Below are 20,242 nucleotides of genomic sequence, written 5' to 3'. Positions count from 1 at the left end.
GACGATGGCGGCCTGACAGTCAACGAAGATGTTGAATTTGGCGGCCTCATCGTCGGAACGCCGCCCGGAGCAAGCTCGCTCCCACAGGTTTTGCATTCAGTTTGACCCCGCTGTATTTCAGGGCTTGGGCACCGCCCCCGATTCCGCCCCAAACCATTTCTCCTCCAGCGCCGCCAGTCGGCCATCGGCCTTGATCCGCTGCAACGCGTTTTCCAGGCTGGCATGAAACGCCGGGTTACCCTTCTGAAACGGAATCGCCAGGCTCACCGCCGGATTGGCTTTGGGCTTTTCTTCCGTCAGCGACTGCACCAGCAGGATGGATTGCGGCGCGTCTTTCTGCGCGATCAATTGCGCATTGGTCTTGATGTAGGGCTCGCTGAAGTCGAAACGATCCGTGAGCGCCGGGGTCTCTGTAATGTGGTTGATGGCGATGTCGTATTTGCCGCTTTCGACGCCATTGAGCAGATCGCTGGCGTCGGTGACGACGAAGTCGGCGCGCACATCGAGTTCATTGGCGAGCATTTGACCCAGTTCGACTTCAAAACCCGCGAGTTTGTCGTCTTCCTTGAAGTTGAATGGAGGTGTATTAGCCTCCAGGGCAATGCGCAACTCGCCGCGGTCGTTCACGTCGTCAATCAGTTCGGCATGAGCCAAAGGGCTCAAAAGGGGTAGCAGGCAGATCAGGCCAGGCAGAAAGCGCATGGTCACTCCTTTGAATTTTTTATCGCGACCCTCTGATTCAGGCTCGCTTTGCTATGGTCGTCGAGTGCCTTCGACAACGATTGACCATGAAGTTGTGATGGTCACGCGAATTTTACGGAAAAACTGGAGAAGAGAATGAAAACCTTTATGTCACGTGCTGCTTTGGCTGGCCTGTTGATGGGTGTTTCGGTGCTGGCCAGTGCGGCGACGCCAGCTCCCAAGGGCGCTGAAGTGTCCATCGTGTCGCCTAAAGACGGTGGGACTGTTCCGCAAACCTTCAGGGTCAAGTTCGCTGTCGAGAACATTGCGCTGGCGCCAGCGGGCGACGCCACCAAGAACACCGGTCACCACCATCTGCTGATCGACGCCACAGAGATAGTGGCTGCGGGGCAAGTGATTCCCGTAGACGCCAATCATGTGCATTTCGGCAAGGCACAAACCGAAACCGAGGTGACGCTGACACCCGGCGAGCACACCTTGCAACTGGAGTTGGGCGACAAGAACCACATGGCCTTCGATCCACCGATCGTGTCGGAAAAAATCACCGTCAACGTCAAATAAGCTGGCAGCGTGCATGAAAAAAGGGAGCTCGAAAGCTCCCTTTTTTTGTCGCTCAAGTCGCTATCAGAACAACACGCGACTACGGATGGTGCCGTTGACGTGTTGCAGCTTCTCTTGCGCCAGGTCCGAGTACTCGGCGTCTACGTCGATCACCACGTAGCCGACTTTCTCGTTGGTCTGCAGGAACTGACCGGAGATGTTGATGCCGTTTTCGGCGAAGACCTTGTTGATCTCGCTGAGCACGCCCGGGATGTTTTCGTGGATGTGCAGCAGACGATGCTTGCCAGGGTGAGCCGGCAGGGCTACTTCCGGGAAGTTCACGGACGATACCGAAGTACCGTTGTCGCTGTACTTGACCAGTTTCTCAGCCACTTCCAGACCGATGTTGGCTTGCGCCTCGGCAGTGGAACCGCCGATGTGCGGGGTCAGGATCACGTTGTCCAGGCCACGCAGCGGGCTTTCGAACTCTTCTTCGTTGGAGCGAGGCTCCACCGGGAATACGTCGATGGCCGCGCCGATCAGGTGCTTGTCCTTGATGGCGGCGGCCAGGTGGTCCAGCTCGACCACGGTGCCGCGTGCGGCGTTGATCAGGATGCCGCCTTTCTTGATGGCGCGGATTTCCTTCTCGCCCATCATCCACTGGGTGGCGGCGGTTTCCGGAACGTGCAGCGAAACGATGTCGGACATCGCCAGCAGCTCGTGCAGGTTGCCTACCTGAGTGGCGTTACCCAGTGGCAACTTGGTGATGGTGTCGTAGAAGTACACCTGCATGCCCAGGCCTTCAGCCAAGACCGACAGTTGAGTACCGATCGAGCCGTAACCGACGATGCCCAGCTTCTTGCCGCGAATTTCGAAGGAGTTGGCCGCGCTCTTGATCCAGCCGCCACGGTGGCAGGAAGCGTTCTTCTCAGGGATGCCGCGCAACAACAGGATCGCTTCGGCCAGCACCAGCTCGGCGACGGAACGAGTGTTGGAGTACGGCGCGTTGAACACGGCGATACCGCGCTCGCGGGCAGCACTCAGGTCGACCTGGTTGGTGCCGATGCAGAAACAGCCGACAGCGACCAGTTTCTTCGCGTGATCGAAGATCTCTTCGGTCAGCTGAGTGCGGGAGCGAATGCCGATGAAGTGAGCATCAGCGATCTTTTCCTTGAGCTGGGCTTCCGGCAGAGAACCTGTGAGGTACTCGATGCTGGTGTAGCCCGCCGCCTTGAGGACGTCGACAGCCGATTGGTGGACGCCTTCGAGAAGAAGGAACTTGATCTTGCTCTTATCGAGAGAAGTCTTGCTCATCTGCGTAAACCTGTATCCCGGAGAAAATTGGCAGGAAATGGTCAACAGATGCTGACCCGAGCGGCAGGAACGCCGTCACCGCAGAACAGCCGTTGGGCACTATCCTGCGGGGTCGATATGCTAGCATAGGCGCCCCGCTAAACACTCATTCCTGCGACGTGAAGCGTTCTCAGGATGACCATGAATTGTTCGAGAGTTCTGTCGATGACCAATCCTGCCCTGATTGATGAGCTGAAGACCCTGGTTGAGCCTGGCAAGGTGCTGACCGATGCCGACTCCCTGAATGCTTACGGTAAGGATTGGACCAAGCATTTCGCCCCGGCCCCGACCGCCATCGTGTTCCCAAAGACCACCGAGCAGGTCCAGGCCATCGTCCTGTGGGCCAATAAACACAAGGTGGCGCTGGTGCCGTCCGGCGGTCGCACCGGTTTGTCCGCTGCTGCCGTGGCGGCCAATGGCGAAGTGGTCGTGTCTTTCGACTACATGAACCAGATCCTCGACGTGAACCTGACCGACCGCACTGCCGTTTGTCAGCCGGGCGTGGTCACCAAGCAATTGCAGAACGTCGCTGAAGAAAAAGGCCTGTATTACCCGGTGGACTTCGCCTCGTCCGGTTCGAGCCAGATTGGCGGCAATATCGGCACCAATGCCGGCGGGATCAAGGTAATTCGCTACGGCATGACTCGTAACTGGGTTGCCGGCATGAAAGTCGTCACCGGCAAGGGCGACGTACTTGAGCTGAACCGCGACCTGATCAAGAACGCCACCGGCTATGACATGCGCCAGCTGTTCATCGGCGCTGAAGGCACCCTCGGTTTCGTGGTTGAGGCGACCATGCGTCTGGATCGCGCACCGAAGAACCTCACCGCGATGGTCCTCGGCACCACCGATTTCGACTCGATCATGCCGGTGCTGCACGCCTTCCAGAGCAAGCTCGACCTGACCGCCTTCGAATTTTTCTCCGACAAAGCCCTGGCCAAAGTCATGGGTCGCGGTGACGTCCCGGCGCCATTCGAAACCGATTGCCCGTTCTACGCGCTGCTGGAATTCGAAGCGACCACCGAAGAAGTGGCCAACCACGCCCTGGAAACCTTCGAGCACTGCGTCGAGCAGGGCTGGGTGCTCGACGGCGTGATGAGCCAGAGCGAAACCCAGCTGCACAACCTGTGGAAGCTGCGCGAATACATCTCCGAAACCATTTCCCACTGGACGCCGTACAAGAACGACATTTCGGTCACTGTGTCGAAAGTTCCGGCGTTCCTGAAGGAAATCGACGCGATCGTCGGCGAACATTACCCGGACTTCGAAATTGTCTGGTTCGGCCACATCGGCGACGGCAACCTGCACTTGAACATCCTCAAGCCGGATAACCTGAGCAAGGACGAGTTCTTCGCCAAGTGCGCCACCGTCAACAAGTGGGTGTTCGAAACCGTCGAGAAGTACAACGGTTCGATCTCCGCCGAACACGGCGTGGGCATGACCAAGCGCGATTACTTGACCTACAGCCGTTCGCCGGTTGAGATCGAGTACATGAAAGCCGTCAAAGCGGTATTCGACCCGAACGGCATCATGAACCCGGGCAAGATTTTCGCTGTTTGATTTTCGAACTTTAAGAGCCAACGAAGCAGGAGTCGGTAATGAGCTATCAGCACCAGTATGTCGACGGTACGCGCATTCATTTTCCGCTGGGGAAAGTGGTGTGCATCGGCCGTAACTACGCCGAACACGCCAAGGAACTGGACAATCCGGTGCCGACCGAGCCGCTGCTGTTCATCAAGCCGGGCAGTTGCGTCGTACCGCTGGAAGGCGGTTTCAGCATTCCGACCGAGCGCGGCTCGGTGCATTACGAAGCGGAAATCGCGGTATTGATCGGCAAGCCGTTGTCGACCAAGCCGAGCGTTGAAGAAGTGCTGGACGCCATTTCCGGTTTCGCCCCGGCCCTGGACCTGACCCTGCGCGACAAGCAGGCCGAGCTGAAATCCAAGGGCTTGCCCTGGGAAATTGCCAAGTCGTTCGACGGCGCGGCAGTGATCGCTCCGTTCGTGTCCGGCAGCACCTTCGCCGACCTGACCGACATCGGCATCCGCCTGACCATCAACGGTGAAGTACGCCAGGACGGCAACAGCAGCGCGATGCTCAACCCGATCGTGCCGATGATCCAGCACATGGCCGGCTGCTTCTCGCTGCAGGCCGGTGATGTGATTCTGACCGGCACGCCGGTGGGCGTTGGTCCGCTGAATGTCGGCGACGAAATCGTCCTGGAACTGCCGGGCGCCAGCAGCTTCACCAGTAGCGTCCGTTAAGCCGCTGTTTTCCTTGTAGGAGCATGGCTTGCCCGCGATGGCGGTGTATCTGATACACCGAGTCATCGTTCATCGCGAGCAAGCTTTGCTCATACAAGTGATGCGCCCCCCAATCAGGGCTATCCCGCCATTTCCCGTTTTTTTCACATCTGGTCTGGATAATTCCTGGGCTTTCGGCGTCTGAGCCGGGCCCATTTGTGCTATTACCCCTAGCCTGAATTTCTGGAACGCATTCCCTGATGGCCACTCCACCGCTCTCCACGCTCAAACCTGTCCGTCGTTCGCGCTTTGCCCTGCGTTGGTATTCCTGGCTATTGCTGGTGGCCGCCATCGCCTACGGCGTCGCGTTTGCCATGCATTGGGATGATCGCGGCATGCTCTGGTTGCAGGAGCGCTTCGAAAGCACCGCCGAGCGACAGGAGAGTGTCTGGCTGCCGGACTACCAGGCAGTGATCGACGCCAAGCCGCTGCCCGGCCTGGAAAAGGACGAGGCCTCGGACCTGGCCTACGACCCTCAAAGCAAAACCCTGTTTTCGGTGATGGGCAAAAATCCGTTCCTGGTCGAGTTGAGCCTGCAGGGTGACGTGCTGCGCAAGATGCCGCTGGTGGGCTGGAGCAATCCAGAGGGCGTGACGGTGCTGGGCAATGGCCTGTTGGCCATCGTCGATGAGCGTGATCATCTGGTTACCATCGTCAAGGTCGATGCTGACACTCGCGAACTGAACATTGCCAATTTCCCGAAATACGATCTCGGTCCGTCGAAAGACCAGAACAAAGCCTTCGAAGCCATCACCTGGGATTCGCGCAATCAGCAACTGCTGTTGGGTGAGGAGCGTCCACCGGCACTGTTCACCTGGAAGGGTGATGGCCAGAAACTGATCGGCGATAAACAAAAGCTGGCCAGCGATGAACTGGACGTGCGCAATTTGTCCGCCTTGGCCATCGACCCGCGCACCGGTCACACCTTGGTGTTGTCTGCCGATTCGCATCTGTTGCTGGAGCTGGACGAGAAAGGCGAACAGGTCAGTTTCATGACGTTGCTGGGTGGCTTCAATGGCCTGAAGAAAACCATTCCCCGTGCCGAAGGCGTGACCATGGACGAGGCGGGCACGCTGTATATGGTGAGCGAGCCGAACCTGTTCTACCGCTTCGAAAAGCAGCGTTGAACCCTAGCTGTAGGAATTTCGTTACCAAGTTGTAGGAGCGGGCAAGTGGCCATTAAGCTTTAATTCAGACTCGCGTGGTATTTCATCCGCCTGTTTTGATTCCGAGCCCGCCTCCAATGCGTCGATTTGCCCGCCCCAAACCCTTGATCCTGCTCCTGTCGGTGATCGCGCTGATCGTGTTGATCGCTTTCGGTCAGCACCTGCGGTTGTTTGAGCGTGCCTGGTTCAACCTGCACACGCTCTGGCAGCCGCTGAGCACTCAGTCCATTGGCCTGGACCAATATCAGGTGGTTTTGGAGGCGCAGGTTATCGAGGGGTTGGACGACGATGTTTCAGCGCTGACCTACGACCCGGTGCGCAAAAGCCTGTTTACCGTTACCAATCAAAATTCCGAGCTGATCGAGCTTTCCCTCGACGGCAAGATCCTGCGCCGCATCGCGTTGGTCGGCTTCGGCGATCCGGAGGCGGTGGAGTACATCAGCGCCGACACCTACGTGATCACCGACGAGCGCCAACAGCGGCTGATCAAGATTCATCTGGAGCACGACACCACGTTCCTCGATGCGGCGGATGCCGAGCAGATGACGCTCGGCGTGCACATGAGCGGCAACAAGGGGTTTGAAGGGCTGGCCTACGATTCGGTGGGCAAGCGCCTGTTTGTCGCCAAGGAGCGTGACCCGATGCTGATCTACGAAGTGCACGGGTTTCCGCATTTCAATCCGGAAAAATCCTACGCAGTACACGTCATCAACAACCCCAAGCGTGATGCCGGGATGTTCGTGCGCGATCTGTCGAGCCTGCAATATGATGAGCGCAGCGGCCATTTGATGGCGCTGTCCGACGAGTCACGGTTGATTCTGGAACTGGATGTGGACGGGCGCCCACTGAGCACCATGTCACTGAACAAGGGCCGGCAGGGGCTGCAAAAGACTGTGCCGCAAGCGGAAGGGATCGCCATGGACGACGACGGTACGATGTACCTGGTGAGCGAGCCGAATCTGTTTTACGTCTTCAAGAAGCCAACATCAAACTGACAAACACCTCAGAGCATTGTAGGAGCTGAGCTTGCTCGCGATGGCGGCGTATCTGACACACCGCATTATCGTTCATCGCGAGCAAGCTTTGCTCCTACAGGTCATCAGGCCTTGAGGGTCTTCACACCTTCACTCGTCCCCAGCAACAGCAGATCCGCCGGACGCGCCGCGAACAAGCCGTTGGTCACCACGCCGACGATTGCATTGATCTGCGCTTCCAGCTCCACCGGGTTGGTGATCTCCAGATTGAACACGTCGAGGATGATGTTGCCGTTGTCGGTCAGCACGCCTTCGCGGTAAACCGGGTCGCCGCCGAGTTTGACCAATTGGCGGGCCACGTGGCTGCGGGCCATCGGGATCACTTCGACCGGCAGCGGGAACGCGCCGAGTACCGGCACCAGCTTGCTGGCGTCGGCGATGCAGATGAAGGTCTTGGCCACGGCCGCGACGATCTTCTCGCGGGTCAGGGCTGCGCCGCCGCCCTTGATCAGGTTCAGGTGTTCGTCGCTTTCATCGGCGCCGTCGACGTAGAACTCCAGGTCGCTGACAGTGTTCAGCTCGTACACCGGAATGCCGTGGCCCTTGAGGCGCGCGGCGGTGGCCTCGGAACTGGCGACCGCGCCATCGAACGCGCCCTTGTGCCGGGCCAGGGCGTCGATGAAGCAGTTGGCGGTGGAGCCGGTGCCGACCCCGACGATGCTCTTGTCGTCGAGTTTCGGAAGGATGAAGTCGACGGCGGCCTGAGCCACTGCCTGTTTGAGTTGATCCTGGGTCATGCGGGCTCCGGAAGCGGGCAAGGTAAGAACGGAAAGGCCGGCATTATAGCCCCATGTCGGGCTAAACCTCTGTATTCGTGTGGTCGTCCGCCCAAAAGCCGGGTTAGACTCCTTGGTCCTGCCCAGCCGCTCAGTGATGCTTTCCGATGCTTGAACAGTACGTCAAAATGATCCTCAACTCGCGCGTTTATGACGTTGCCGTTGAAACCCCGTTGCAGACTGCCCGCCAGCTCTCCGAGCGGTTGGGCAACGATGTCTGGCTCAAGCGTGAAGACTTGCAGCCGGTGTACTCGTTCAAGATTCGCGGCGCGTACAACAAGCTGACCCAGCTGAGCGATGAAGAACGCGCTCGCGGCGTGGTCACCGCTTCGGCGGGCAACCATGCGCAAGGCCTGGCCCTGGCGGCCAAGGTGTTGGGCGTGAAAGCGACCATCGTCATGCCCAAGACCACCCCCGAGATCAAGGTCGAAGGCGTGCGCTCGCGTGGCGGCAAAGTGGTGCTGCACGGTGATTCGTTCCCGGAAGCCCTGGCCTACTCGCTGAAGCTGGTCGACGAAAAAGGCTACGTCTACATTCACCCTTACGACGATCCCCACACCATTGCCGGGCAGGGCACGGTGGCCATGGAGATTCTGCGCCAGCACCCGGCGCCGTTGGATGCGATTTTCGTTCCGGTCGGTGGCGGCGGCCTGATCGCCGGTATCGCGGCATACGTGAAGTACCTGCGTCCGGACATCAAGGTCATCGGTGTCGAGCCGGACGACTCCAACTGCCTGCAAGCGGCGATGGCAGCGGGCGAGCGCGTGGTGCTGCCGACCGTGGGCATCTTTGCCGACGGCGTAGCGGTGGCGCAGATCGGTCAGCACACCTTCGATATCTGCAAAGACTATGTCGATGAAGTGATCACCGTCAGCACCGACGAAATCTGCGCGGCGATCAAGGACATCTACGACGATACCCGCTCGATCACCGAACCTGCCGGCGCCCTGGGCGTGGCCGGGATCAAGAAATACGTCGAGCAGCGTGGCGTCAGCGGCCAGACTTTCGTCGCCATTGACTCCGGCGCCAACGTCAACTTCGACCGCTTGCGCCACGTCGCCGAGCGCGCCGAACTGGGTGAGGGCCGCGAAGCGATCATCGCCGTGACCATCCCCGAGCAGCCGGGCAGCTTCAAGGCGTTCTGCGAAGCCATCGGCAAGCGCCAGATCACCGAATTCAATTACCGCTACAACACCGGCAGCGAAGCACACATCTTCGTTGGCGTGCAGACGCACCCGGAAAACGACCCGCGCAGCGCGTTGATCGCCAGCCTGAGCGAACAAGGTTTCCCGGTGCTGGACCTGACCGACAACGAACTTGCCAAGTTGCACATCCGCCACATGGTCGGTGGTCGCGCGGCGCATGTGGTTGACGAAGTGATCCTGCGCTTCGAATTCCCGGAGCGGCCGGGTGCGTTGTTCAACTTCCTTAATAAGCTTGGCGGGCGCTGGAACATTTCGATGTTCCACTACCGTAACCACGGTGCGGCAGATGGCCGTGTGGTGGCGGGCCTGCAAGTGCCTCACGATGAGCGTCATCTGGTGCCGGCGGCGCTGGAAGAAATCGGCTACCCGTACTGGGATGAAAGCGACAACCCGGCCTATCAGTTGTTTCTTGGCTGAACGGCTACGCTGATGGGCAAGGCATAAGGAAATCGAATCATGGAAACGTTAACGGCCCTGAAAATGGCGCACATGGTGGCAACGGTGGTGTTGTTGCTGAGTGCCCTGGGCTTGGCTATCTGGGTCTGGCGCGCGCGGCGTAACGGCGACGCGACGGCGGGCAGTCGCACCCTGCAACGGCCGCGGGTGTTCATCTGGCTGTTGATGGGGCTGGCGTTGCTGAGCATGCCGTTTACCGGCTGGGGGATGGTGCATCTTGTGGGCTGGCCGCTAGGGCAGACCTGGCTGTTGGCGTCCAGTGTGCTTTACACCGTGGCGGCGCTGGCGTGGTTCTGGTTGCTGGTGCGGCTCAACAAACTGCGCAAGGCGCCGGGTGGCGTGGGTAAGTTTACCTTTGCCTTGGCGTTGTTCAGTTTTGTCTGCTTTATCGCAATTGCCGGGTTGATGGGTGCCAAGCCGGTTTAACCCGGACCTGTAGCAGCTGCCGAGGCACGAGGCTGCGTTGGCTGCGAAGCGGCCCCTGAGGGCGGTCCTGCGGACCGCAACGCAGCCTCGTGCCTCGGCAGCTGCTACAAGGCGTAATCAATCTCGCAACGAAATTACGGGCCAGCCACGCTTCTCGGCCTCGGCCCGCAGATTCGGATCTGGATCAACCGCAACCGGATTCGCCACCTGCTCCAGCAACGGCAGATCATTCATCGAGTCGCTATAAAAGTAGCTGTCTTCCAGGTTGTACCCTGTTTCTTCCAGCCAACGATTCAACCGTGTCACCTTGCCTTCACGGAAGCACGGCACGTCGGTGCTGCGCCCGGTGTAGCGGCCGTCGAGCATTTCGCACTCGGTGGCGATCAGGGTTTCGACGCCCAGGCGTTCGGCAATCGGGCCTGTAACGAAGCGGTTGGTGGCGGTGATGATCACCAGCATGTCACCAGCGTCGCGGTGCTTTTTCAGCAGTTCGATCGCCTTGGGCAGCATGATCGGCTCGATGCAGTCGCGCATGTAATCGCTGTGCCACAGGTCCAGCGTGGCCATTTCGGTGCGGCCGAGCACTTCCAGGCAGAAGTTCAGGTAGGCGGCGTTGTCCAGCTTGCCGGCCAGGTAGTCCTGGTAGAACTCGTCGTTGCGTGTCTTGTAGGCAACGGCGTCGAGGAAGCCGCGCTCACACAGGTAATCGCCCCAGGCGTGATCGCTGTCGCCACCCAGAAGCGTGTTGTCCAAGTCGAATAAAGCCAGCCGCATTGCAGTTACTCGCTGAAAAGTCTGTAGAAAGGCGTCCAGAATACGGACTTTTCACAAGAGTGCACATAAGGTCGGCCGGCGCGTTGCTGCCTTCACAACCTTTGTGGAACAATGCGGCGACATGCGTTTGCGAGGTTGTTGCCGTGATCGACCCCGATGGTTTCCGTCCTAATGTCGGGATCATTCTCACGAATGATGCCGGCCAGGTGCTATGGGCTCGCCGAATCAATCAAGATGCCTGGCAGTTTCCTCAAGGTGGGATCAACCCCCAGGAGACGCCGGAAGACGCCTTGTACCGCGAGCTGAACGAAGAAGTGGGCCTGGAGCGCGAAGATGTTGAAATACTCGCCTGCACCCGGGGCTGGTTGCGCTATCGTTTGCCGCAACGTCTGGTCAGGACCCACAGCCAACCGCTGTGCATCGGCCAGAAACAGAAATGGTTTCTCCTGCGCCTGATCTCCAACGAGCAGCGGGTGCGGATGGATTTGACCGGTAAACCGGAGTTCGATGGCTGGCGCTGGGTCAGCTATTGGTATCCGTTGGGCCAGGTGGTGACATTCAAGCGCGAGGTGTATCGACGCGCTCTCAAAGAGCTTGCCCCGCGCCTTTTAGCGCGCGACTGACGACGGAGTTCGACCCCGAGCCATGCTCAATACGCTGCGCAAGATCGTCCAGGAAGTTAACTCCGCCAAGGATCTCAAGGCGGCGTTGGGGATTATTGTGTTGCGCGTCAAAGAGGCCATGGGCAGCCAGGTCTGCTCGGTCTACCTGCTTGACCCCGAGACCAACCGTTTCGTGCTGATGGCCACCGAGGGCTTGAACAAGCGCTCGATCGGCAAGGTCAGCATGGCGCCCAATGAAGGTCTGGTTGGCCTGGTCGGCACGCGTGAAGAACCCCTGAACCTCGAAAACGCCGCGGATCACCCGCGCTACCGCTACTTCGCCGAGACTGGTGAAGAGCGCTACGCCTCGTTCCTCGGGGCACCGATCATTCACCACCGTCGCGTCGTCGGCGTGTTGGTCATCCAGCAAAAAGAACGCCGCCAGTTCGATGAAGGTGAAGAAGCCTTCCTCGTGACCATGAGCGCGCAGCTTGCCGGCGTTATCGCCCACGCCGAGGCCACCGGTTCGATCCGTGGCCTGGGCCGTCAGGGCAAGGGTATCCAGGAAGCCAAGTTCGTCGGCGTACCGGGTTCGCCGGGTGCGGCCGTCGGTACGGCGGTGGTCATGCTGCCGCCTGCCGATCTGGACGTGGTGCCGGACAAGACCATCACCGACATCGACGCCGAACTGGGCCTGTTCAAGACTGCCATCGAAGGCGTACGCGCCGACATGCGCACCTTGTCCGCCAAGCTCGCCACCCAGTTGCGCCCGGAAGAGCGCGCCTTGTTCGACGTCTACCTGATGATGCTCGACGACGCCGCGCTGGGCAGCGAAGTGACCACGGTGATCAAGACCGGCCAGTGGGCCCAGGGCGCGTTGCGCCAGGTGGTCACCGATCACGTCAACCGTTTCGAACTGATGGACGACGCCTACCTGCGTGAGCGCGCATCCGACGTCAAAGACCTTGGTCGTCGCTTGCTCGCCTACCTGCAGGAGGAGCGCCAGCAAACCCTGGTCTACCCCGACAACACCATTCTGGTCAGCGAAGAACTGACGCCGGCCATGCTCGGCGAGGTGCCGGAAGGCAAGCTGGCGGGTCTGGTTTCGGTACTCGGTTCCGGCAACTCCCACGTGGCGATCCTGGCGCGCGCCATGGGCATCCCGACGGTGATGGGCCTGGTCGACCTGCCGTACTCCAAGGTCGACGGCATCCAGATGATCGTCGACGGCTATCACGGCGAGGTCTACACCAACCCGAGCGACGTACTGCGCAAACAGTTCGCCGAGGTGGTCGAGGAAGAGAAGCAACTGGCCCTCGGGCTGGACGCCTTGCGCGATCTGCCGTGTATCACGGTCGATGGCCACCGCATGCCGCTGTGGGTCAACACCGGGCTGCTGGCGGACGTGGCGCGGGCGCAGAAACGCGGGGCCGAAGGTGTGGGCCTGTACCGTACCGAAGTGCCGTTCATGATCAACCAGCGTTTCCCGAGCGAAAAGGAACAACTGGCGATCTACCGCGAGCAACTCGCCGCATTCCACCCGCAACCGGTGACCATGCGGACGCTGGACATCGGCGGCGACAAGTCGCTGTCGTACTTCCCGATCAAGGAAGACAACCCGTTCCTTGGCTGGCGCGGCATTCGCGTCACCCTCGACCACCCGGAAATCTTCCTGGTGCAGACCCGCGCCATGCTCAAGGCCAGCGAAGGCTTGAACAACCTGCGGATTCTGCTGCCGATGATTTCCGGCATCCATGAGCTGGAAGAAGCCCTGCACCTTATCCACCGGGCCTGGGGCGAAGTGCGCGACGAAGGCTGCGACGTGCCGATGCCACCGATTGGCGTGATGATCGAGATTCCGGCAGCGGTTTATCAGACCAAGGAATTGGCGCGACAGGTGGACTTCCTGTCGGTTGGCTCCAACGACCTGACGCAATACCTGCTGGCCGTGGACCGCAACAACCCGCGGGTTGCCGATCTCTACGACTACTTGCACCCGGCTGTGCTGCAAGCGCTGCAGAACGTGGTGCGTGATGCCCATGCCGAAGGCAAGCCAGTGAGCATCTGCGGCGAGATGGCCGGTGATCCGGCGGCGGCGGTGCTGTTGATGGCGATGGGTTTCGACAGCCTGTCGATGAACGCCACCAACCTGCCGAAAGTGAAGTGGATGCTGCGTCAGATCAATTTGAGCAAGGCCAAGGAAATGCTCGCCGAGCTGATGACCATCGACAACCCGCAGGTTATCCACAGCTCGCTGCAACTGGCGCTGAAGAACCTTGGGTTGGCGCGGATGATCAATCCGGCGGCGATCAAGCCCCTCTAAAAAGATCGCAGCCTGCGGCAGCTCCTACAGAATGAGGCGTACATCTGTAGGAGCTGCCGCAGGCTGCGATCTTTAGATTTTGATCTCCACTTCCCCAAGATGCCCGCCATACGGCCCAAAACTCCGTTCGACCAAATGCCGTGACCCATCCGCCTGCACGATCAACGCCGTACTCGCCCGCGTCCCATAACTCTGGCTGGCAATAAACACGCTCGACAGCAACGTCTCGGTCGCCAACCCGACGCCGGTATCCGGCAAATCGGCAAACGGTGCGGTCTGCACATCGCTCAATAACGCCAACAGCGCCTGAGGCTGCGGATCGTCCAGCACCTCGCTCAACGCCGCTCTGGCCTTGAGCAGTTTCGGCCACGGCGTATCCAGCCCTGCGTTCGACAACCCATAAACCCCCGGTGGCAGCATCACCGCTTCCGATTCCCGGGCATTGAAGTGCCAGAGCTCGTTGTTGTTGCCAATCAGCAGATTAAAACCGCCATATTCCGGCGATCGTGCGACAACGTCGGTTAAATAGTCGTCAATCGGCAAAGTCCCGTTGAGAAAGCGCGCCACCAGTTCACCGCGAGACTTTCGACCGGGCGGCCGATGCGGATCACGGATATTGGTCAGCGCAGCAAAGCGCCCGTTGGCACCGACCCCGAGCCAGGTGCCACCGGCCTCCAGGTCGCGACCGGCGTAAACCTGCGGTGCGTCAGACCATTGCGCCAGCGGCAGGCTGGGGCGGGCGTAGAATTCGTCGCGGTTGGCCGCCACGATCAGCGGCTGGGCATGACCCGGTCGCCAGGCGAAAACAATCAGGCACATAAGGTGGTCCTTGTGTGTTTTTTGCACACTCTACGCAGTCATCGTGCGGGTATCCATCGCCATCCAGTGGAGCCCGAGGCCATGCATCCGTTACCATGCCGCTCCGGTTTTGGGGTTGGGTGGGGAAACAGCATGGAATTTCTGCTCTATCTGGCGCTCGGCGCCTGCGCCGGGGTGTTGGCCGGGCTGTTCGGCGTCGGCGGCGGGATCATCATCGTCCCGGTGCTGGTGTTCAGTTTCACCTTGCAAGGTTTCGACGCATCGATCCTGACCCACCTGGCCGTCGGCACGTCGCTGGCGACGATCATCTTCACCTCGGTCAACGCGGTGCGCGAGCATCACCGTCGCGGCGCGGTGCGCTGGCCGATCTTCGTGTGGATGACCGTGGGCATCCTGATCGGTGCCGGTTTCGGCGCGCTGACCGCCGAAGCGATTTCCGGGCCGAACCTGCAGAAAATCATCGGAGTGTTCGCCCTGGTGATCGCTGCGCAACTGGCGCTGGACGTCAAACCCAAGGCCAGCCGAACCGTACCGGGTAAAGTCGGTCTGACCGTTGCCGGCACCGTGATCGGCTGGGCCTCGGCGATTTTCGGCATTGGCGGCGGTTCGTTGACCGTGCCGTTCCTGACCTGGCGCAGCGTGCCGATGCAGCAAGCGGTGGCGACGTCATCGGCCTGCGGCCTGCCGATCGCCTTGGCAAGTGCATTAAGTTTCATGATTCTGGGCTGGCACGATCCGTTGCTCCCGGCCCATAGTCTCGGTTTTATTTATTTGCCGGCGCTGCTGGGCATTGCGCTGACCAGCATGGTCTTCGCCCGCATCGGTGCGCGACTGGCCCACAGATTGTCGCCAAAGTTGCTGAAAAGACTGTTTGCCGCTTTGCTGTTCTGCGTTGGCCTGAGCTTTCTGGTCTGAAGCATCTGCTCTGACGCACAGCACAATCCTGGCTTAATCCTGAGGTGGCAGCGTCGCCCGGGAATTGATTTGAACTCATGAGGAGTCGCAATGCTGCCTTACCCGCAGATCGACCCGGTGGCCCTGGCCATCGGTCCGCTGAAAATCCACTGGTACGGTCTGATGTACCTGATCGGCATCGGCGGCGCCTGGCTGCTGGCGTCCCGCCGGTTGAACCGCTTCGACCCGACCTGGACCAAGGAGAAACTCTCCGACATGGTGTTCTGGATGTCGATGGGGGTGATTGTCGGCGGTCGTCTGGGCTATGTGCTGTTCTACGATCTGAGCGCCTACCTTGCCAACCCGACGCTGATCTTCGAAGTGTGGAAGGGCGGCATGTCGTTCCATGGCGGCTTCATCGGCGTGATGCTGGCGGCGTTGTGGTTCGGGAAAAAGAACAACAAGTCGTTCTTCCAGCTGATGGACTTCGTTGCACCGATGGTGCCGATCGGCCTGGGCGCCGGGCGCATCGGCAACTTCATCAACGCCGAGTTGTGGGGCAAGCCGACCGACGTGCCGTGGGCGATGGTCTTCCCGCCGTTCAGCGATCCGGCGCAGCTCGCGCGTCACCCGTCGCAGCTGTATCAGTTTGCGCTGGAAGGCGTGGCACTGTTCCTGATCCTGTGGCTGTTCTCGCGCAAACCGCGGCCAACCATGGCGGTATCGGGGATGTTCGCGCTGTTCTACGGCATTTTCCGTTTCATCGTCGAATTCGTCCGCGTGCCGGACGCGCAACTGGGCTATCTGGCCTGGAACTGGCTGACCATGGGTCAGGTGCTGTGCGTGCCGATGATCCTCGGCGGGCTGTTCCTGATCTGGCTGGCGTACCACCGCGCCCCGGCGACTCCAGCGGCAGCCGTATAAAATTCGAACCCCGCAGCGACGGCTGCGGGTTCAAGGACACAGGTAATTCATGAAGCAATATCTCGAACTGGTCGCCCACGTCATCAAGAACGGCACCAAACAGGCCAACCGCACCGGCGTGAACACCATCAGTTTTCCCGGCGCGATGCTGCGTTATGACCTGCAGGAAGGTTTCCCGGCGATCACCACGCGCAAGATGGCCTTCAAATCGGCCATCGGCGAGATGTGCGGTTTTCTGCGTGGCGTGAACAATGCCGCTGAATTCCGCGCATTGGGTTGCAAGGTCTGGGACCAGAACGCCAATGAAAACGCCCAGTGGCTGGCTAACCCGTTCCGCCAGGGCGACGACGACCTCGGCGAAATCTACGGCGTGCAATGGCGCAAATGGCCGGCGTACAAGCAGATCCCGATCAGCAACCCGGCCGCCATCGAGCAGACCCTGAAGCAAGGCTACCGCCAGATCGCTGAAGGCGAAGAAAACGGCCAGGCCTACGTGGTGTTGTATAAAGCCATCGACCAGGTTCGCCAGTGCATCGACACCATCATCAAGGACCCGGGCAGCCGCCGCATCCTGTTCCACGGTTGGAACTGCGCCCAGCTTGATGAAATGGCCCTGCCGCCGTGCCACTTGCTGTACCAGTTCCACCCGAATGTCGAGACCAAGGAAATTTCCCTGACCCTCTACATCCGTTCCAACGACCTGGGCCTGGGCACGCCGTTCAACCTCACAGAAGGCGCCGCGCTGCTGAGCCTCATCGGTCGCCTGACTGGCTACACGCCGCGCTGGTTCACCTATTTCATCGGTGATGCCCACGTTTACGAAAACCACCTGGACATGCTCAACGAACAGCTCAAGCGCGAGCCGTTTCCGATGCCGAAACTGGTGATTTCCGACCGCGTGCCGGAGTTTGCCAAGACTGGGGAGTATCAGCCGGAGTGGCTGGAGCTGGTAGAACCGAGCGACTTTTCGCTGGAAGGCTACGAACACCATGCGCCAATGACCGCGCCGATGGCGGTCTGAAGGCCTGATTGAGATCCTGTAGGAGCCGAGCTTGCTCGCGATGGCGGTAGCACATTCAACATTAATGTGACTGACAAACCGCTATCGCGAGCAAGCTCGGCTCCTACAGGGTTATGGTGTGAGTTCAATGGCCGTGACTACGGCCCACATGTGAATGCTCAACCTCCGTCGCCACAACCCCGCCACTCACTTCCAGCCGCTGCAGAATCCCGCATTGATCGACATCCGGCCCTTCGCCACAGCGTTGGCGCAGGTCGAGCAGTTGTGCCTGCAAGGCCAGCAGACCGTCGATCCGCGCTTTCACGTGATGGATATGCTCGTCGATCAACGCGTTGACGCTTTCGCACTGATCCTGCGGACTGTCGCGAAGCGCCAGCAGGCTGCGGATTTCTTCGAGGGTCATGTCCAGGGTGCGGCAATTGCGGATGAAGGTCAGGCGCTCGGCGTGGGCCTGGGTGTAGACGCGGTAGTTGCCATCGCTGCGGGCCGGCTCCGGCAGCAGGTTTTCGCGCTCGTAATAGCGGATCGTTTCCACGGCGCAATCGGTGAGTTTCGCCAGTTCTCCGATCTTCATGACGACAATCTCCAAAAGGGTGCTTGACCCTATAGTGGCTACAGGGTCTTTACTTGGCAACAGGTACTCTTATGGACGCAACCAATGAGCGATTCCCTGCACAGCCAAAAACCTGACGATGCTTGCTGCAGCAGCAAGCTCAAGCCCGTGCCCAAACACGTACATGGCGGCCATGGTGATTCCTGTTGCTCTTCGAAAGCCGAAGCGCCCGCGCTGATCCAGTTGAGCGAAGCGCCGAGCGCCGATGCGCGGCTGAGCCGTTTCCGCATCGAGGCCATGGATTGCCCGACCGAGCAGACGCTGATTCAGAACAAACTAAGCAAACTGACCGGGGTGCAGCAGCTGGAGTTCAATCTGATTAACCGCGTGCTCGGCGTGACTCACAACCTGCCGGGCACGGGGCCGATCATCGAGGCCATCAAATCTCTCGGCATGCAGGCCGAGCCGCTGGAGCAGGGCGTCGAAGCACCGGCACCGGCCCCCGAAAAAAAAGCCTGGTGGCCGTTGGCGTTGTCCGGCGTCGGTGCGTTGGTGGCTGAAGTGATCCACTTCACCAATGCCGCGCCGAACTGGGTGGTGGCGATCATCGCACTGGCCTCGATCCTCAGCGGAGGCCTCGGCACCTACAAAAAGGGCTGGATTGCCCTGAAGAATCTCAATCTGAACATCAATGCGCTGATGAGCATTGCGGTAACCGGCGCGATCCTGATCGGCCAGTGGCCGGAAGCGGCGATGGTGATGTTCCTGTTCACCGTGGCCGAGTTGATCGAAGCCAAATCCCTGGACCGCGCACGCAATGCCATCAGCGGCCTGATGCAGATGACGCCGGAGCAAGCGACGGTGTTGCAGCCCGATGGCAGTTGGGTGGCGCAAGACGTGAAAGCCATCGAGCTCGGTACGCGGGTGCGGGTGCGTCCTGGCGAACGCATTGCGCTGGATGGTGAAGTATTGGCGGGCAACTCGACCATCGATCAGGCACCGATCACCGGCGAAAGCCTGCCGGTGGAGAAAACCATCGGCGACAAAGTGTTCGCCGGTACGATCAATCAGGCTGGTTCGCTGGAATATGCCGTGACGGCGGCAGCGAACAACTCGACCCTGGCGCGGATCATTCACGCCGTCGAACAGGCGCAGGGCGCGCGGGCTCCAACCCAGCGCTTCGTCGACAGCTTCTCGAAAATCTACACGCCGGCCGTGTTTATCCTGGCGCTGGCGGTCGCGGTGATTCCACCGCTGTTCATGGATGCGTTGTGGTTCGACTGGATCTACCGCGCCTTGGTGTTGTTGGTTGTCGCCTGCCCCTGTGCATTGGTGATCTCGACGCCAGTGACCATCGTCAGCGGCCTCGCGGCGGCGGCGCGCAAAGGCATTCTGGTCAAGGGCGGCGTCTATCTTGAGAGTGGCCACAAGCTCGATTACCTGGCGCTGGATAAAACCGGCACGATCACCCACGGCAAACCGGTGCAGACCGATTACCTGTCGCTCGACCCGACGGCGGACGAATCGGCCCCGGCCATTGCCGCTGCGCTGGCCGCACGTTCGGACCACCCGGTCTCGCTGGCGATCGCCAATGCGGCTGTGGATAAACAATACGCGCCGCTGATTGTGGATAACTTCGAAGCGCTGGGCGGTCGCGGGGTGCGCGGCGAGATCAACGGTCAGCTCTACCATTTGGGCAACCACCGCTTGGTTGAAGAGTTGGGCCTATGCTCACCGGCATTGGAAGAAAAGCTGTTCGCCCTGGAAAAACAGGGCAAGTCCGTGGTGTTGCTGCTCGACCGCTCCGGCCCGCTGGCGCTGTTCGCCGTGGCTGACACGGTGAAGGAATCCAGTCGCGAAGCGATCCGGCAATTGCACGCGTTGGGCATAAAGACCCTGATGCTCACCGGCGATAACGTCCACACCGCGCAAGCCATTGCTGCGCAAGTCGGCATCGACGAGGCCAAGGGCGATCTGTTGCCCACCGACAAGTTGCAGGCAATCGAAGCGTTGTATGCCAAGGGTCACAACGTCGGCATGGTCGGCGATGGCATCAACGATGCTCCGGCGCTGGCGCGTTCCGAGATCGGTTTCGCCATGGCCGCCGCCGGCACCGATACCGCCATCGAAACCGCCGATGTCGCCCTGATGGACGACGATCTGCGCAAAATTCCTGCATTCATTCGCCTCTCGCGGCAGACCTCGAGCATTCTCAAGCAGAACATTGCCCTGGCATTGGTCATCAAGGCGATCTTTCTTGGGGTAACCTTCGCCGGGCTCGCTACCATGTGGATGGCAGTGTTTGCCGACATGGGCGTGAGCCTGTTGGTGGTGTTCAATGGTTTGCGCCTGTTACGCAAATAAAGGATGA

19 protein-coding genes are annotated in these 20,242 nt (G+C 60.1%); 13 read left to right on the top strand and 6 right to left on the bottom strand.

Annotation, left to right across the window (positions count from 1 at the left end; genetic code table 11):
• Positions 1-117 precede the first annotated feature (117 nt).
• A complete protein-coding gene (locus ACM110_RS10660) occupies positions 118-702 on the bottom strand; it encodes a transporter substrate-binding domain-containing protein (protein WP_338583741.1) in 585 nt (194 codons plus the stop codon).
• A gap of 135 nt (positions 703-837) precedes the next feature.
• On the opposite strand from ACM110_RS10660, the gene ACM110_RS10655 reads away from it, so the two are divergent.
• A complete protein-coding gene (locus tag ACM110_RS10655; RefSeq protein WP_338583740.1) occupies positions 838-1,263 on the top strand; it encodes a DUF4399 domain-containing protein in 426 nt (141 codons plus the stop codon).
• A gap of 63 nt (positions 1,264-1,326) precedes the next feature.
• On the opposite strand, the gene serA is transcribed toward ACM110_RS10655, so the two are convergent.
• Complete coding sequence (gene serA, locus ACM110_RS10650) at positions 1,327-2,556, bottom strand: phosphoglycerate dehydrogenase (protein WP_338583739.1); 1,230 nt, start codon at positions 2,554-2,556, stop codon at positions 1,327-1,329.
• A gap of 204 nt (positions 2,557-2,760) precedes the next feature.
• Between serA and ACM110_RS10645 the strand changes: the two genes are divergently transcribed.
• From ACM110_RS10645 to ACM110_RS10630, 4 genes are all read left to right on the top strand, one after another.
• Entirely contained in the window at positions 2,761-4,155 is a 1,395-nt protein-coding gene (locus ACM110_RS10645; protein ID WP_338583738.1) for an FAD-binding oxidoreductase, read from the top strand.
• Positions 4,156-4,193: 38 nt separating this feature from the next.
• Positions 4,194-4,859, top strand: coding sequence for a fumarylacetoacetate hydrolase family protein (locus tag ACM110_RS10640; protein WP_020797317.1), 666 nt, complete (start codon positions 4,194-4,196; stop codon positions 4,857-4,859).
• 239 nt (positions 4,860-5,098) lie between these two features.
• On the top strand, positions 5,099-6,025 hold the full coding sequence (locus ACM110_RS10635) for an SdiA-regulated domain-containing protein (RefSeq protein ID WP_416127734.1): 927 nt from the start codon (positions 5,099-5,101) through the stop codon (positions 6,023-6,025).
• A gap of 116 nt (positions 6,026-6,141) precedes the next feature.
• Positions 6,142-7,059: an SdiA-regulated domain-containing protein gene (locus ACM110_RS10630; RefSeq protein ID WP_416127733.1), complete on the top strand. Its 918-nt coding sequence runs from the start codon at positions 6,142-6,144 to the stop codon at positions 7,057-7,059.
• Positions 7,060-7,163: 104 nt separating this feature from the next.
• Here the strand turns inward: ACM110_RS10630 and rpiA are convergent, their stop codons facing one another.
• Positions 7,164-7,835, bottom strand: coding sequence for a ribose-5-phosphate isomerase RpiA (gene rpiA, locus ACM110_RS10625; protein ID WP_416127732.1), 672 nt, complete (start codon positions 7,833-7,835; stop codon positions 7,164-7,166).
• A 146-nt stretch (positions 7,836-7,981) separates the two neighbouring features.
• Here rpiA and ilvA point away from each other — a divergent pair, with 146 nt between their 5' ends.
• Both ilvA and ACM110_RS10615 read left to right on the top strand, forming a co-directional pair.
• Positions 7,982-9,496: a threonine ammonia-lyase, biosynthetic gene (gene ilvA / locus ACM110_RS10620; protein WP_416127731.1), complete on the top strand. Its 1,515-nt coding sequence runs from the start codon at positions 7,982-7,984 to the stop codon at positions 9,494-9,496.
• A 39-nt stretch (positions 9,497-9,535) separates the two neighbouring features.
• Positions 9,536-9,961 carry a DUF2269 domain-containing protein gene (locus tag ACM110_RS10615; RefSeq protein WP_416127730.1) on the top strand — a complete coding sequence of 142 codons (426 nt, stop codon included), beginning with the start codon at positions 9,536-9,538 and terminating at the stop codon, positions 9,959-9,961.
• A gap of 117 nt (positions 9,962-10,078) precedes the next feature.
• On the opposite strand, the gene ACM110_RS10610 is transcribed toward ACM110_RS10615, so the two are convergent.
• Positions 10,079-10,735: an HAD family hydrolase gene (locus tag ACM110_RS10610; RefSeq protein WP_416127729.1), complete on the bottom strand. Its 657-nt coding sequence runs from the start codon at positions 10,733-10,735 to the stop codon at positions 10,079-10,081.
• Between the two features lie 143 nt (positions 10,736-10,878).
• Here ACM110_RS10610 and ACM110_RS10605 point away from each other — a divergent pair, with 143 nt between their 5' ends.
• Together ACM110_RS10605 and ptsP are read left to right on the top strand one after the other, a co-directional pair.
• Complete coding sequence (locus tag ACM110_RS10605; protein WP_007897732.1) at positions 10,879-11,358, top strand: RNA pyrophosphohydrolase; 480 nt, start codon at positions 10,879-10,881, stop codon at positions 11,356-11,358.
• A 22-nt stretch (positions 11,359-11,380) separates the two neighbouring features.
• Entirely contained in the window at positions 11,381-13,660 is a 2,280-nt protein-coding gene (gene ptsP / locus ACM110_RS10600; protein WP_416127728.1) for a phosphoenolpyruvate--protein phosphotransferase, read from the top strand.
• A 72-nt stretch (positions 13,661-13,732) separates the two neighbouring features.
• Here ptsP and ACM110_RS10595 read toward each other — a convergent pair whose 3' ends face one another.
• A complete protein-coding gene (locus ACM110_RS10595) occupies positions 13,733-14,479 on the bottom strand; it encodes an NRDE family protein (protein WP_416127727.1) in 747 nt (248 codons plus the stop codon).
• 132 nt (positions 14,480-14,611) lie between these two features.
• Here ACM110_RS10595 and ACM110_RS10590 point away from each other — a divergent pair, with 132 nt between their 5' ends.
• The 3 genes from ACM110_RS10590 (at position 14,612) to ACM110_RS10580 (ending at position 17,318) form a co-directional block, all read left to right on the top strand.
• Positions 14,612-15,394 carry a sulfite exporter TauE/SafE family protein gene (locus ACM110_RS10590; protein ID WP_416127726.1) on the top strand — a complete coding sequence of 261 codons (783 nt, stop codon included), beginning with the start codon at positions 14,612-14,614 and terminating at the stop codon, positions 15,392-15,394.
• 90 nt (positions 15,395-15,484) lie between these two features.
• The gene (gene lgt / locus ACM110_RS10585) at positions 15,485-16,297 is read left to right on the top strand and encodes a prolipoprotein diacylglyceryl transferase (protein ID WP_338583725.1); all 813 of its coding nucleotides are present in this window, start codon (positions 15,485-15,487) and stop codon (positions 16,295-16,297) included.
• 49 nt (positions 16,298-16,346) lie between these two features.
• Positions 16,347-17,318, top strand: a complete 972-nt coding sequence (locus ACM110_RS10580) for a thymidylate synthase (protein WP_416127725.1) — start codon at positions 16,347-16,349, stop codon at positions 17,316-17,318.
• Positions 17,319-17,442: 124 nt separating this feature from the next.
• Here the strand turns inward: ACM110_RS10580 and cadR are convergent, their stop codons facing one another.
• A complete protein-coding gene (gene cadR / locus ACM110_RS10575; RefSeq protein ID WP_075946353.1) occupies positions 17,443-17,892 on the bottom strand; it encodes a Cd(II)/Pb(II)-responsive transcriptional regulator in 450 nt (149 codons plus the stop codon).
• Between the two features lie 84 nt (positions 17,893-17,976).
• Here cadR and ACM110_RS10570 point away from each other — a divergent pair, with 84 nt between their 5' ends.
• On the top strand, positions 17,977-20,235 hold the full coding sequence (locus tag ACM110_RS10570; protein ID WP_416127724.1) for a heavy metal translocating P-type ATPase: 2,259 nt from the start codon (positions 17,977-17,979) through the stop codon (positions 20,233-20,235).
• The last annotated feature ends 7 nt before the right edge of the window (positions 20,236-20,242 follow it).

Source organism: Pseudomonas sp. NFX98, from assembly GCF_047784845.1.
Taxonomy (GTDB): domain Bacteria; phylum Pseudomonadota; class Gammaproteobacteria; order Pseudomonadales; family Pseudomonadaceae; genus Aquipseudomonas.
The sequence above is the reverse complement of the archived record's forward strand: the minus strand, read 5'-3'. Positions and strand labels throughout refer to the sequence as shown.

Excerpts from the sequence above, each read along its gene's own strand:
- ACM110_RS10660 (WP_338583741.1), bottom strand. The coding sequence starts at position 702 with ATGCGCTTTCTGCCTGGCCTGATCTGCCTGCTACCCCTTTTGAGCCCT.
- ACM110_RS10655 (WP_338583740.1), top strand. The coding sequence starts at position 838 with ATGAAAACCTTTATGTCACGTGCTGCTTTGGCTGGCCTGTTGATGGGT.
- serA (WP_338583739.1), bottom strand. The coding sequence starts at position 2,556 with ATGAGCAAGACTTCTCTCGATAAGAGCAAGATCAAGTTCCTTCTTCTC.
- ACM110_RS10645 (WP_338583738.1), top strand. The coding sequence starts at position 2,761 with ATGACCAATCCTGCCCTGATTGATGAGCTGAAGACCCTGGTTGAGCCT.
- ACM110_RS10640 (WP_020797317.1), top strand. The coding sequence starts at position 4,194 with ATGAGCTATCAGCACCAGTATGTCGACGGTACGCGCATTCATTTTCCG.
- ACM110_RS10635 (WP_416127734.1), top strand. The coding sequence starts at position 5,099 with ATGGCCACTCCACCGCTCTCCACGCTCAAACCTGTCCGTCGTTCGCGC.
- ACM110_RS10630 (WP_416127733.1), top strand. The coding sequence starts at position 6,142 with ATGCGTCGATTTGCCCGCCCCAAACCCTTGATCCTGCTCCTGTCGGTG.
- rpiA (WP_416127732.1), bottom strand. The coding sequence starts at position 7,835 with ATGACCCAGGATCAACTCAAACAGGCAGTGGCTCAGGCCGCCGTCGAC.
- ilvA (WP_416127731.1), top strand. The coding sequence starts at position 7,982 with ATGCTTGAACAGTACGTCAAAATGATCCTCAACTCGCGCGTTTATGAC.
- ACM110_RS10615 (WP_416127730.1), top strand. The coding sequence starts at position 9,536 with ATGGAAACGTTAACGGCCCTGAAAATGGCGCACATGGTGGCAACGGTG.
- ACM110_RS10610 (WP_416127729.1), bottom strand. The coding sequence starts at position 10,735 with ATGCGGCTGGCTTTATTCGACTTGGACAACACGCTTCTGGGTGGCGAC.
- ptsP (WP_416127728.1), top strand. The coding sequence starts at position 11,381 with ATGCTCAATACGCTGCGCAAGATCGTCCAGGAAGTTAACTCCGCCAAG.
- ACM110_RS10595 (WP_416127727.1), bottom strand. The coding sequence starts at position 14,479 with ATGTGCCTGATTGTTTTCGCCTGGCGACCGGGTCATGCCCAGCCGCTG.
- ACM110_RS10590 (WP_416127726.1), top strand. The coding sequence starts at position 14,612 with ATGGAATTTCTGCTCTATCTGGCGCTCGGCGCCTGCGCCGGGGTGTTG.
- lgt (WP_338583725.1), top strand. The coding sequence starts at position 15,485 with ATGCTGCCTTACCCGCAGATCGACCCGGTGGCCCTGGCCATCGGTCCG.
- ACM110_RS10580 (WP_416127725.1), top strand. The coding sequence starts at position 16,347 with ATGAAGCAATATCTCGAACTGGTCGCCCACGTCATCAAGAACGGCACC.
- cadR (WP_075946353.1), bottom strand. The coding sequence starts at position 17,892 with ATGAAGATCGGAGAACTGGCGAAACTCACCGATTGCGCCGTGGAAACG.
- ACM110_RS10570 (WP_416127724.1), top strand. The coding sequence starts at position 17,977 with ATGAGCGATTCCCTGCACAGCCAAAAACCTGACGATGCTTGCTGCAGC.